Raw genomic sequence first — 12,605 nt, 5'->3', positions numbered from 1 at the left:
CGGTCAGTGGCTGACCGCTTCGGTCCGGTACATTTCCCAAGGAAGAATGAAGACTACGGAACTGTCGCTGGGATCAGCGTAGGTCCGCGTAGACTTTGAACTACAGGCTCGGTCGGGTAAGACACCTCCACGACATCGCGAGCTCTTTCAAACAAGGACATTATTTGCCTCGCATTTCTCAGCTGATAACTTCAGCTCCCACCGTGAAACCCGGTGATCCTCAAAGCTTTTTCCACGTCAAGAAACTGGTCGGCGAAGCCGGGCTGATCCGGCGCCGGCCCGGGCATTACCTGGGCATCGGCATCGTATTGGCCACGTTGCTGGCGGGCACCATCACCGGCATGGTACTGCTGGGCGAGAGCTGGTTCCAACTGCTCATGGCCGCCGCCCTGGGACTGCTGCTCACCCAATTCGCCTTCCTGGCCCACGAAGCAGCACACCGCCAAATCCTGGCCTCCGGCAAGACCAACGACAAGCTCGGCCGCTTCCTGGCCAACATCGTGGTCGGCATCAGCTACCAGTGGTGGATGAACAAGCACAACAAACACCACGCCACCCCCAACACCATCGGCAAGGACCCGGACATCGAATGGGACACCATCTCATTCCAGCCCGCCGACGCCCAACGCCAACGCGGCCTGCTCAAATGGATCACCCAGCGCCAAGGCTACCTCTTCTTCCCGCTGCTGACCTTGGAAGGGCTGAACCTGCATCTGCAGTCGATCAAGTACCTGTTCGTCGGCCAGCGGGTGAAGCACCGCCGCCGCGAACTGATCTCGATCGGCCTGCGCATTGCCCTGTACCTGGGCGCCATCTTCTTCCTCTTGCCGATGGGCATGGCCTTCGCCTTCCTCGGCGTGCAGCTGGCGATCTTCGGCATCTACATGGGCGCCTCGTTCGCGCCCAACCACAAGGGCATGCCCCTGGTGCCCGCGGACGCCCGCATCGACTTCTTCTCGCGCCAGGTGCTCACGGGACGCAACGTGTTGGCTCGCTCCAGCTTCGGCAACAGCGTGCTCTCGCACGTCTACGGCGGGTTGAACTACCAGGTGGAGCACCACTTGTTCCCCTCGATGCCGCGCGCCAATCTGGCAGGGGTTTCAAGGATCGTGCGCAGCTACTGCGCCGAGCACCGGATCCCCTACACCGTCGCCAGCGTCCGCGAGTCCTACGCCCAGGTCATCTCCTACCTGAACAAGGTCGGGCTTTCGGGCCGCGACCCGTTCAAGTGCCCCATGATTTCCGGGTACCGGCTCCCATAAGCAGACTGCTTCCAGTAGACGGAACGTTGAAGCCCATCCCCAGGCCTATTCCCGCATCCGCCTAAGCGTTAGCCCGGGGAAAGGAAACCGTGCTAGACGTGGTATTATTAGATTTGGATATAATTCAGCTTGTCAAAAGCGGCATTTTTCCCCTTGGATTTTTAATAAGCGCCTCCTCGGAAGATAATTCCACGAGAGCGAATCGCGTCACTTGAAATATTCGTCCTTGCACTTCTTGCAGGGCATTCGGTTGGCCCCGGGTTTCTATAGGACCTATCCCACCGCTCACACATGCATCTGTATCGATATTTCTGTATACCCGGACTCAGGATTCGATGTTCTGGTCGTAAAGCCCATTCGGGCTTGATGAAAAATCATCTGATGCACCTCAGACTTACTGCGTGCCGCTTCGGCGATACATGCTCTAACCACGGTCTCACCACAGGCATAAGATTTAGGAATACACATGGCTACTGGCACTGTTAAATGGTTCAACTCCGAAAAGGGCTTCGGCTTCATCGCTCCTTCAGACGGATCCGACGACGTTTTCGCACACTACAGTGCGATCCAGAGCTTCGGCTTCAAGAACCTTGAAGAAGGCCAAGCCGTTGAGTACAAGCTTGAAGCTGGCCCTAAGGGTCCTCAGGCTACCGAGATTCAGGCGCTCTAAACGCACCTAGTAATTCTATGAAGAGGGGCGAGATGGGCTTATTGACCATCTCGCCCCCTCTTTATTTAAGTAACTCGTTAAGCTCTTTCTTCGATGAAGCAACCGGCCAAGCCATCAAGATTCAAGAACCGCAGTGTCTTCACTTCTCACCAGCCCTCGTACCCGCAGATACCCCTCGGGTTGCTAGGGTCGGTTACTCGCCGTTAGGGAATCCCAGTTAGGTGTTGTCGGCTTCTGATCCCTTCCCATGCAGCAAGTCGTCGAACAGGATCCACTACCTGGGCTCAACGGGCCTTCGGGAGTCACCGCAGGAGAATCAACCGGATCCCCACGATACTGAGCCACCCGCTCCAGAGCGGCATCGACAAGCCCCGACACAAACACTGGATCAACCCCAACAGTCGCTGCCCGCACATAATCCAGTCCAAGATCCTTGGCAGTCTGCACTGCCTCAGTATCAAGATCGTATTTCACTTCCATATGATCAGACACGAATCCCAACGGAACAACGACCACACCCTCCACGCCCGAGCTAGCGAGCTCCTCGAGTCGATCATTGATATCAGGCTCCAACCACGGAGTCCGGGGTGAACCAGAACGAGAACAGAAGACAAGCTCAGCATTCAACGGCTGCTTTTCTCCCAGTTCTCGATTGATCCATTCGATCAGCTGCAGATGCTGTTCACGATACCCAACAGTCTGCCGCTCCGAGGCTTCTTGCATTGCTAGAGGGATCGAATGAGTGACATAGAGCAAACGGTGCTTCTGCGGGTCTAAAGCCCCGACTTTCTGAATCAAGTCAGTGAGTCCGCGATGCACACAATCCAATTCCGCGTAGGCAAAGCCGGGATGGTTATAGTATTGGCGAATTTTCTCGAAAGATACCTCGATACCTTCCTGGGCCAGGACATTTTGGGTCTGGGCGAAATCTTCGCGATACTGCCGGCACGAGGAATAGCAAGAATACGCGGAGGTATCGATTGCAAGGAATCGCGACCCTCCCGTCCTTTCGGCGAATTCGCGCACGGTGTCAGTGAGGTAAGGATCCCAGTTGCGGTTGCCCCACAATACTGGCGTCGTGATTCCACGTTGTTCGAACTCTTGACGCAGGGCTTCTAGTAGCTGGTGGTTCTGGTCGTTGATGGGGGACTTCCCGCCGAACCCGTAATAGTGTTCACCTACTTCGACTAGTCGCTCATCCGGGATGCCGCGTCCCGCAGTGACATTCTGGAGAAACGGAAGAACATCTTCATCTTTCTCCGGTCCGCCGAAGGACATGAGGATGACTGCGTCGAAGGGGGTTAGATTGCTGCTTTCCATGCCTGAATTTTACGTACTGTAGAAAAAGCGTAAGTCCCTCATTCAGGGCGTCTCCAGCTTTGCTGAGTTTGCCGTTTCATTCTTGAAGTTGCCTGAGAGGATAACTAGAGTGGTACCATATCTAGTACCGCTAGGAGGCGGCATGGCAATCACCACCAGCGAAGCGCGACGCGACTTGTTTGGTCTTATCGAACGAGTGAACCTGGACCACACCGAGGTTGAAATCATGTCCAAGCGTGGGTCCGCAGTGCTCATGTCGAAAGACGAGTACGACTCCCTCGTAGAAACCAGCCACCTACTGCGCTCACCCAAAAACGCAGTACGTCTGCTCGCAGCCTTGGAAGCGGCACGCAATGACCAGACTGCAGAACACGGGCTCATCGAACCGTGAGCGACAGGCTTCTGACCTGGACCGCCGGTGGATGGGAAGACTACGTCTGCTGGCAGACCCAGGATCGTAAAACACTCAAACGAATCAACGTGCTGATCGAGGACGTGCTCCGCGACGATCCTCTCGAAGGCATCGGAAAGCCCGAACCGCTGAAGCATGCATTAGCTGGCGCCTGGTCGCGCCGCATCGATGACGTCAACCGACTGGTGTATATCGCTGATGACCGCGCAGTAACGATTCTTCAAGCCAAATACCACTACTGACACCGCCTTTTGGCGTTCTTGGTCCACCCCTGGGGCCCACTCCCCTGAGCGAATTCTCTGCGCCGATAACCTCCGTTATGTAAAGTTATAGCTGTTGTATTGTCAGAACATGCGAACTCGCGGTCCCCTCGACAATTCATTGATCACCCGGGCGACCTATGTCATCCAGCAACTTTCCCTGGGTCACTCCAGCGCGGGCTGACCGATGAACCGTCTCGAAGCGATGCATGAATTCCTACCTTGACTAGTGCTCTAAAGAACTTCATTGACGATATTCGCAAGTTATGCGAAAGTTTCGCATAACAGGTAGGAGCCGTCATGAGGGATCTGCTACCAGGGCTCGTGCCGCTGAGGCTAACGCAAGGGCTGCCAGCATTACATCCAGAAGAACTTATCTGGTTGGAAATGCTCGATGGATGGCGCAACCAACAACTAGGCGGCAATCTTTCACCGCACACCATCGATCAGCGCATCTCTAATATCGAGCGCTTCCGGAGCTTCACTGAGAAATATCCCTGGAACTGGGAAGCCAGTGACATGGACGAATACTCGATGGAACTTCGAGGCGTCCGTAGGCTTAGCCGGTCAACGATGCTGACCTATCAAGTCACCGTTCGCTTGTTCATGGAATACCTGACTGACTCCAGCTACGGATGGTCCGAAGAATGCTTCCGCCGCTTCGGTTCTTATCCCGCACAGATTGCTTTTGAATGGAATACGGCACGACACCGCTCCGAAGTGATGAGCGATCCAAAGAAGTGTCCATACTCCCGCGAGGAACTGCAATCGCTTTTCGACTGTGCTGACGATCACGTTGCCAGGGCTCGACGGGCGGGACGGAAAGGTTGGATCCCCTGGTACAGAACCTCAATCATAATGAAAACCGCCTACGCCTGGGGACTTCGAAGAAATGAGGTCCGTCAGCTCGAGCTCTCGGATTTTGGGCACAACCCGGCCGTCAAAAAATACAAGGATTTCGGAACTTTTTACGTCCGCCATGGCAAGGCCAAAGCCGGTTCTCCCCCGAAACGCCGCACGGTACTGACCGTTCCCGAAACAGACTGGGCCGTTGATTGCCTCAGCGATTGGATCAACGACGTCAGGCCGCGTATGAGCGTTGCGCTGTCTTGTTCATACTTGTTTCCTTCTGAACGCGGCGGACCGCTGACAGCAGATGCCTTAAGCGCGGCATTCTCCAGCATCCGCAAAGAAGCAGGACTTGCTGACGGGCTGGACTTCCATTCCTTGCGTCGCTCCTACATCACGCATCTGGTGGAATCCGGTTACGACGGCTTATTTATTCAACAACAAGCCGGTCATGAATACGGATCGACGACAGCCATTTACACTGGCGTCTCCCCCGACTATCGGAACAAAGTCGTCCAGCAGGCGCTTAGATCAATGGCTACAGACGCAACGCATCAGAGAAATGAGTGATACCAGATGGGCAAACGAATGGAGTACAAGTGGAGGCTGCGCGAAATCATAAATCATGGCCTCCCGCGGCCTGAACAAGATATCCGACATCTTGCCACTACTGAATGATCGTGGGATCGACTTATCGAGCTCGCAGATTTACCGGCTGATCGGGCAGAAACCAGAGCGCATTTCTTTACAGCTGCTTTTTGCTGTTGCCGATGTCTTGGAATGCACAGTCGAAGATCTCTGCGCTTATGAAGCGGTCGACGCGAGAACCCAGCTTCGCAAAGCCGATACCGATGAGAGCACTGTAGCGTCGCTGAAAGATTCCACCCGTCCACGCCGGGCCCGCGTCTATCTGGCTGACGAATGACATCCCAAGAGCGCTCCTGCGCACGATGCGAACGCACAGGCGTGAAATTCAACGCCATCTGGCCAGAAGGCCATATCTGCCGACGGTGCTACCAACGAGCCACACGCATCCACGGAACTTGCCCACAATGCAACCAAGAACATCTTCTGCCTGGCCTTGCACCTGATGGACAAGCGATCTGCTCAGATTGCGCGGGAATGCCGAATAATTTTGTTTGCACTCGTTGCCACGAAGAAGACGAACTAAGCGCCAAAGGCTTCTGCTCGCGTTGTCTGCTCAAAGATCATTTGCAAGCCCTCCTCCAAGACGACAATGGGAGGATCCCCGAGCATATGCGGCCCTTCTATGACGCCGTCACGACCCAGCCAAACGCCCGTAGCGCAACCGTTTGGCTGAAGACTAACCCTGCGACACGGAAGCTGCTCGGGGACCTGGCTTCCGGGAAAGCAGACCTAGCCCACCGGACCTTCATCGAGCATCCTGAACCGGCCAAAGTTAACCACCTGAGAAGAATCCTTACCAGTCTGGAAGCGCTCGAAGATTATGGCAGCAGGGTCGAGCGATTCGAAACGTGGCTAGAGGCCAAGCTCAGCGACGTGCCAAACCGGGCGCATCAGAAACTGATACAACAATTTGCCACCTTCGTTTACTTGAACAGGCTGCGTACCTTAGAGAGCCAAGGGCAGCTGGAAGAAGGTACGTTGCTGAGTGCTCGGCAATCCACCACAGTAGCAATCGACTTCCTTGCGTTCCTGCAGGAACGTAGAAAATCAGTAGCCGGTTGCACCCGGCAAGACATCTATGACTGGTTGGCGTCAGGGTCCACGACTCGGAGCATCGCTAGAACTTTCGTCCGGTGGGCAATCCAAGCTCGGCACATTCCCAAGCTTGATTTCCCCTACCGTGTTGCCCAAACAGATCCGCGAATCAGTTCTGAAGAACGTAATGAGCTGATACTTCACGCATTGGAGAGCCCCGAGTTCGGCGCGGGTGACCGAGCTGCAGCGATTTTTCTGCTCATTTTTGGGCAGCCTCTATCCAGGATCGCCGCGCTGAAGGTAGACCAGTTCGAGTACTCGGATGACGGCCGTCTGAGAGTAACTTTCAAGGCATCGCCAATCGAGATCCCTCCCCCATTCGATGAGATAATCAAAGAATTTCTGGCTAGCAGGATGAACCAAAACACCGTAGCGAATCAGAATTCCTCATGGTGCTATCCGGGATACGTTTCTGGTGAACACCTCAATGCGAATCATCTGATGCAGCGACTGCGCGAGGCAGGAATAAACCTTCGCGGCGCCAAGAACGCTGCACTTCAGGAGCTCGTGCAACGGATCCCGCCGGCCATTGTCGGCGAAACCATGGGCTACAGCAGCCAGGCTATGGAAATGCATCAGCAGCGCGCCGGCGCGAAATGGATGGTTTATCCGGCATTGATCGATGAGACGAATCCTTAAACGATCTGAGAACTGATGATGATTCTCATCCCTCGTTACGGATAGGCGTGGGAACTGATCTGTTTAGGTTGGAATTCGCGGGTCAGCAATATCTCTGGTCAGCAGTTGAAAGTGAATCTAGCGCTGTTCGAATGATGCGTGAAAAGATCACTTAAGGGGTCGTATTACAGCCGGTGGATTATATTTATTCAATCTGACCAGTGATTTATTCTATCGGCACCAGCTCCTCAGGGTATGCCGCGGGGATCTTAACTCCCAGCAACTTGGCAGAACATTCGCTGCGAAAGAGGCGTAAAATAGAAATAGGATACAAGCACCATGAGCACATGGAGCTGAGGGATCTCGCCGGCGTATAGCTTTTGTGCCACCCACCTCGCGTGGTGTGACGTTCAGATCAAAGCATCAGTGTTGAACCGGAAATGACCATAGGCGGTCAAACCGCTCCACGAGCTTTTACAGGCCTCCGAGGCCTTTTCTGATCAGTTGTTCTTCTCACCAGCGGATTCTCCAATGAACACTTCATCCAGTGTCCCCAGTCCCTCTACCCAAATACGGGACTTGGCCACACAAGCTAAGGAACAGAACCTACTCCGACCGCGTCAGCTTCAGTACGTTCTGCTGGCTCTTGGCCTGTGCACGCTCCTGGCCCTCACTATTATCACCTTCATCTTGATCGGTGATTCCTGGTGGCAGACTGTTACAGCCGTGTGCAGCGCGTTGCTTCTTGTGCACTTCGCTTTCCTTGTCCACGATGGCGCCCATTTCCAAATTTTCCGCACCCCCGCACATAACGAATTTTTCGCCGTAGTGACTGCTGCACTCATTGTTGGGGCCAGCTATAGCTGGTGGCAACACAAACACTCAGCGCATCATCGTAACCCAAACCATATAACTCTAGATCCCGATGCAAAACTCCCCGTCATCCACACCAAACCACATGCCACGGGCATCATGAGCTGGCGACCAATCCGTTTCTTTTCTACCCATCAGGGCGTGCTGCTCTTCGCCCTCATGCCCTTAGAAGGGATTTCCATTTACGCCGCCAGCTGGAAACACCTGCTTCGTTCAGGAACTGTCAAGTACCGTGCCTTGCAGATCACCCTTATAGCAATCAACCATTCAGTAGTCGCATTTTTGATGATTTGGGTCCTTTCCCCTGCAGTTGCGGGCACCATACTCGGGATTCATCTGGGACTCTTCGGGTTCTATTTGGGCATGGTCTTTGCATTGAATCATAAGGGCATGCCACTTATCACCGACACACGAAAAGGTGACTACCTACTGCGACAAGTCCTCGTCAGCAGGAACATTCAATCCAATGCGCTCTTAGCCTGCTTGATGGGCGGACTCAACAATCAGATCGAGCATCATCTATTCCCTACAGCCCCACGTTTTACCCTACGCAAGCTCGCTGTTCTCGTTAAACAGCATTGCCTTCGCATTGGCGTTCCGTATGCACAAGTTTCACTCACCGAAAGCTATCGGCGCGTCTATCAATACGTGAACCGGGTAGGCATCGGACAAAGCAATGACTACATCTGCCCGTTAGGAACGTTTCAACACTCACCTCAGGTCATCCAGACAACAGCATCAAAAGCTGACCCAACATAGACGAAAGGAGCAGTGTGACGCTCATGGAAAAACCGAATAGATGCCCACGTTGCCTTAGAAATTCACTCGTGGAAACTGAAACGCGTCGCTATCAAGACGACGAAAACCAGCTACGCAGATGGGACAACGACGGTGGTCACGATGAAGGAATGCGTCAAGACCTGGAAGTCACTATGCGCGAAGTGCTTTGGACTTGCACCTTTTGTGGCTGGCATAGAGTCGCGTACAGCGCCCAGGAGCCACACCTGGGACCCGAAAAACACCCAGACAAACCACGCACCACACCTATTGGTCCAGCAATTCCACATTCACTCAACTGAGCGGCTCGAATGCCGCCAACCGAAAGATCAGAGATGATGACCTATGAATCACGAACCAACCCCTATCTCCACAGTCCACGACCCCCTCACAGTGGGCAACGTACTAATGGACTCACTGCCAGCAACTCTCTTAACCGCCAAGGCACCAGAAAAATACACAGTGGCCGCAGTATTCAACCGCCGGCCCGAACCTGAAGAGATTCAGAACATCCTCAGCCCGGCCGTCAAACAAGAGCTTGCCTCCGTCGGATACACCAACGTTGAACTGGGGGTCTCAAATCGGCGCCTAGAAATTTCCAACACTTCCCTCGAAGAACTCCGTGACGGCTTGGCCTTTGCGATTGCCTGTGTCCTCACCCAACAAAGCGAAGCATTTCAACAGCACCGCCGCGCAACCGAAGCCCAGATCAAAAAAGAAACAAACGAAGAAACCCACCGAGCCCAGGCCGTCCAGGCCCTAGCCAGTTCCATCTCGTTCAGTCCAAAAGCAATGACTGACCAGATTATCTAGACCCCTACTGTCACCCTGGGCCGTGTACCGGCCCTATAACAAACCCTCCACCCGGATCGAGAATCAGCCATGAAAAAATCATCCAACGTCCCGCGACGACCACTCCCTACTTCAGCGCCTGTCCCCCCACGGGGGCATAACACAGCCTCCAATCTCTCTGAGGTGAACCACTTCGACACAACGTCAAAAAGAACAGTCTCACCAGATACCCGTCCCCATCGAGCGCACGTCACTCGAACAGCAGTGGTGTGGGTGTCAACGGTCATTGGGCTACTACTCTTGGTGCTCCTGATCGTTTTCATCGCACAAAACCAAGCCACAGTCCCATTGCAGTACTTCGGATGGAACGGCTCGGTCGGTCTGGGCCTAACGATGTTTATCTCCGCTGTCGCAGGTGGGCTGGTCATTGCAGTTGTTGCCGTCGCTCGTATCATGCAATTACGTTCTACCACCGTCGCACAGCGAAAAAAGCTCAATCATTGGGGCCCTTAAAGTAAAAAGTCATCCCATTTGGCGAGAATGCGGCAATAAATTAGTTCGCTCCGTCATGACTCTCAGGCAGGGCATGGCGACGGAAATGACGAAAGCTGTAAACCACTGTTCCCAGAGCTATCGTTCCAGAAGCTAGTAAGGTCACCCCAGTGCCCCATCCGCCAAACAACCACCAGTGAGTATCTACTGGCCACCAACCCGGCACCGGCAGCCCAACACCCCAGAAAATACCTACCCCAACAAGCAGACCAGAAAGCAGGAGGCTAAAGGTTATGCGAGGCCAAGTTTGTACGCTTTGACGGGCTAAATGCAAGGCGCGACGTTTGATCGGGCGTAAAAGTTTTTTAGCCCATTCGTAACGCATCGCTAACAGCGCCAGGCCACCAGCGATCAATAACAAGCCAGGCCCAGGAAGGACCACTGCGGCAACTCCTGATGCTACTAACATCCAGCCAGCGACCTCGATCAGCCGAAATTTCAGCCACACCGAAAACCACCATTTTGGCTTCTTCATCACTGCCCCCCCGGCCTCCCGTCTTCAGCAACACCGCCAACTTCATCACAAGGGCTTTAGCGTAAGCCTCCAGCAGCCACCGCACCTGCCAACCTCGCAGACTCACAGCCAATACGCGTTCAGCAATATGTCTGATAACAACAACTCGATGCGTCTTTCGTCGCGGAAACACGATATATGAAGTGTTAGAGGCCCTGTTAGACGTTATGGATATTTGGGAAGGGAAGCCACCTCCAAGCCCATCATTCTAAAACTCACTCATCGCTCCAAAGGACAGCCGATGACAACTCCCCGCGCGGCCGTCATTTACAACCCTGTAAAAGCGCAGCTCAATGAACTGGAAAAATACGTTCGGATCCAAGAAAAACAGCAAGATTGGGCACCAACAACCTGGCATCCCACCGATGCTGACGATCTTGGTCTCGGCGCCGCACGACAAGCGCTGAACAAACAGCCAGATGTAGTAATAGTCGCAGGCGGCGACGGAACTATACGAGCTGTTGCCAATGTGCTGACCAATACCAAAGTTCCTATAGCCTTAGTGCCTTGCGGCACCGGCAACTTACTAGCACGGAATCTCAAAACACCCCTCAACGACTCCGAAGCATGCATCGCCGCTGCTTTCCAAGGAACCACAGCATGCTTGGATGTAGGTCTTATCGATCTAAAACGGCCGCAGGGCGCGCACTGCACCCAACTATTTCTCGTCATGGCTGGTCTAGGACTTGACGCAGACATGGCGGCACACACCAACACTCATATGAAAAAATACTTAGGATGGATCGCCTACAGCGCACCGATCGCACGCTCGGTGATCTCCCATAAGCTGTTCCAGTTTACGTATCGAATCGATCACCAAGAACCAGCTCGGGACCGGGCCCACACCGTTATCGTCGGCAACTGCGGGACACTGACGGGAAACATCTTGCTGATCCCCGACGCAAGCCCCACGGACGGCTTCTTAGACGTTGCACTCCTAAAACCCAAAAGACGACTGGGTTGGGGAAGGATCGCAACAAGATTAGCTCTGCAAGGCATGATCCGGAGTTTACCTCTCAGCCAAGAGATTCTTTCCTATGCCCTGAAACACCACTCCCTGGATTACCTCCAAGGAAGCCGTTTCGAAGCAACCTTCGATAACCCTAGGGCCATAGAGTTAGACGGTGACAGCTTCGGAAATGTCACAGGAATTACAGCGAAAATCCTCCCCGGCGCCCTGATGATCAAAACCGCTCCGAAAGAACATAAGTAGATCCAACGCCGCGCGATCTATCCGTATCGAAAAAGCAACAATTCAACGTTGCCGCATCACTGGATAGCTACAGCCTTTTAACAAAGTCTCGAAAAAATTCGTTTTTGACGCACCATCCTGCCAGCTGAGCTGAAGATCCTCGATAGTTGAAGAGCCATGGGACACCTCCTCGGATACGCCAGAGTCTCCACCGGCGACCAAGACGCGCAACTTCAGCTCGATGCATTGACTAACGCCGGCTGCTACCGAATCTTTACCGACACTGCCTCCGGCACCCTCGTGTCACTGCCAGAGCTCGATAAGCTCCTGGACCAAATTCGCCCCGGAGACACTCTCGTAGTGTGGCGCCTAGACCGACTCGGCCGATCCATCCGTCACCTGATTAACCACATGGACGCGTTGCAGCAACAAGGCATCGAGTTCGAATCCCTGCAGGAGAATATCGACACCAGTTCTTCAGGGGGCCGGCTCTTGTTCAACATCTTAGCTTCCCTGGAAGAGTTCGAACGAGACCTCATCCGTGAGCGCACCAATGCCGCCTTAGCTGCGGCACGTGCCCGTGGACGTACCGGCGGCCGCCCCTCGTCCCTCTCCCCCGACAAGCTGCGCACCGCGAAGAGGCTGTATGAGCAGAAGGACATGACAGTCGCGCAAATTGGTGAAGTTCTGGGTGTCAGCCGCAGCACCGTTTATCGGGCGCTGAGGCGCAACGTTAAGGAGTAAGCATCTCTAATGCAGCGGCTACTCTTG

At 54.1% G+C, this 12,605-nt stretch carries 14 protein-coding genes; 12 read left to right on the top strand and 2 right to left on the bottom strand.

Translation table 11 applies throughout. The annotated features are described in order from the left end of the window. Positions 1-203: 203 nt before the first annotated feature. Both DFO58_RS15950 and DFO58_RS15945 read left to right on the top strand, forming a co-directional pair. The gene (locus tag DFO58_RS15950) at positions 204-1,262 is read left to right on the top strand and encodes an acyl-CoA desaturase (protein ID WP_286163636.1); all 1,059 of its coding nucleotides are present in this window, start codon (positions 204-206) and stop codon (positions 1,260-1,262) included. Positions 1,263-1,728: 466 nt separating this feature from the next. Continuing rightward, on the top strand, positions 1,729-1,932 hold the full coding sequence (locus DFO58_RS15945) for a cold-shock protein (protein ID WP_053799219.1): 204 nt from the start codon (positions 1,729-1,731) through the stop codon (positions 1,930-1,932). Between the two features lie 183 nt (positions 1,933-2,115). On the opposite strand, the gene DFO58_RS15940 is transcribed toward DFO58_RS15945, so the two are convergent. After that, the gene (locus DFO58_RS15940) at positions 2,116-3,252 is read right to left on the bottom strand and encodes a ferrochelatase (protein ID WP_053799220.1); all 1,137 of its coding nucleotides are present in this window, start codon (positions 3,250-3,252) and stop codon (positions 2,116-2,118) included. 142 nt (positions 3,253-3,394) lie between these two features. On the opposite strand from DFO58_RS15940, the gene DFO58_RS15935 reads away from it, so the two are divergent. The 8 genes from DFO58_RS15935 to DFO58_RS18885 all read left to right on the top strand — a co-directional run bounded on the left by DFO58_RS15935 (position 3,395) and on the right by DFO58_RS18885 (position 10,089). Next, positions 3,395-3,643 (top strand): type II toxin-antitoxin system prevent-host-death family antitoxin, encoded by a 249-nt coding sequence (locus DFO58_RS15935; RefSeq protein ID WP_022876888.1) that lies wholly within the window; start codon positions 3,395-3,397, stop codon positions 3,641-3,643. Then, positions 3,640-3,906 (top strand): Txe/YoeB family addiction module toxin, encoded by a 267-nt coding sequence (locus DFO58_RS15930; protein WP_053799221.1) that lies wholly within the window; start codon positions 3,640-3,642, stop codon positions 3,904-3,906. The genes DFO58_RS15935 and DFO58_RS15930 overlap by 4 nt, the downstream gene beginning before the upstream one ends. Before the next feature lie 318 nt (positions 3,907-4,224). Further along, entirely contained in the window at positions 4,225-5,343 is a 1,119-nt protein-coding gene (locus DFO58_RS15925) for a tyrosine-type recombinase/integrase (RefSeq protein ID WP_053799222.1), read from the top strand. A 55-nt stretch (positions 5,344-5,398) separates the two neighbouring features. Beyond that, positions 5,399-5,698 carry a helix-turn-helix transcriptional regulator gene (locus DFO58_RS15920; RefSeq protein ID WP_220668563.1) on the top strand — a complete coding sequence of 100 codons (300 nt, stop codon included), beginning with the start codon at positions 5,399-5,401 and terminating at the stop codon, positions 5,696-5,698. A gap of 197 nt (positions 5,699-5,895) precedes the next feature. Then, positions 5,896-7,155, top strand: coding sequence for a hypothetical protein (locus DFO58_RS15915; protein ID WP_147407308.1), 1,260 nt, complete (start codon positions 5,896-5,898; stop codon positions 7,153-7,155). 558 nt (positions 7,156-7,713) lie between these two features. After that, positions 7,714-8,766: an acyl-CoA desaturase gene (locus tag DFO58_RS15910; RefSeq protein ID WP_183043224.1), complete on the top strand. Its 1,053-nt coding sequence runs from the start codon at positions 7,714-7,716 to the stop codon at positions 8,764-8,766. Between the two features lie 426 nt (positions 8,767-9,192). Further along, positions 9,193-9,597 carry a hypothetical protein gene (locus DFO58_RS15905; protein WP_286163635.1) on the top strand — a complete coding sequence of 135 codons (405 nt, stop codon included), beginning with the start codon at positions 9,193-9,195 and terminating at the stop codon, positions 9,595-9,597. Between the two features lie 69 nt (positions 9,598-9,666). Next, the gene (locus tag DFO58_RS18885) at positions 9,667-10,089 is read left to right on the top strand and encodes a lipopolysaccharide assembly protein LapA domain-containing protein (protein WP_082344907.1); all 423 of its coding nucleotides are present in this window, start codon (positions 9,667-9,669) and stop codon (positions 10,087-10,089) included. 40 nt (positions 10,090-10,129) lie between these two features. Here the strand turns inward: DFO58_RS18885 and DFO58_RS15895 are convergent, their stop codons facing one another. Beyond that, entirely contained in the window at positions 10,130-10,603 is a 474-nt protein-coding gene (locus DFO58_RS15895) for a PGPGW domain-containing protein (RefSeq protein WP_082344982.1), read from the bottom strand. A gap of 280 nt (positions 10,604-10,883) precedes the next feature. On the opposite strand from DFO58_RS15895, the gene DFO58_RS15890 reads away from it, so the two are divergent. Both DFO58_RS15890 and DFO58_RS15885 read left to right on the top strand, forming a co-directional pair. Continuing rightward, complete coding sequence (locus DFO58_RS15890) at positions 10,884-11,855, top strand: diacylglycerol kinase family protein (RefSeq protein WP_082344908.1); 972 nt, start codon at positions 10,884-10,886, stop codon at positions 11,853-11,855. A 156-nt stretch (positions 11,856-12,011) separates the two neighbouring features. Continuing rightward, positions 12,012-12,578 carry a recombinase family protein gene (locus DFO58_RS15885; protein WP_053799228.1) on the top strand — a complete coding sequence of 189 codons (567 nt, stop codon included), beginning with the start codon at positions 12,012-12,014 and terminating at the stop codon, positions 12,576-12,578. Positions 12,579-12,605: the final 27 nt, after the last annotated feature.

This window comes from Arthrobacter sp. AG1021, from assembly GCF_003633665.1.
Classification (GTDB): Bacteria; Actinomycetota; Actinomycetes; order Actinomycetales; family Micrococcaceae; genus Glutamicibacter; species Glutamicibacter soli.
The sequence above is the reverse complement of the archived record's forward strand: the minus strand, read 5'-3'. Positions and strand labels throughout refer to the sequence as shown.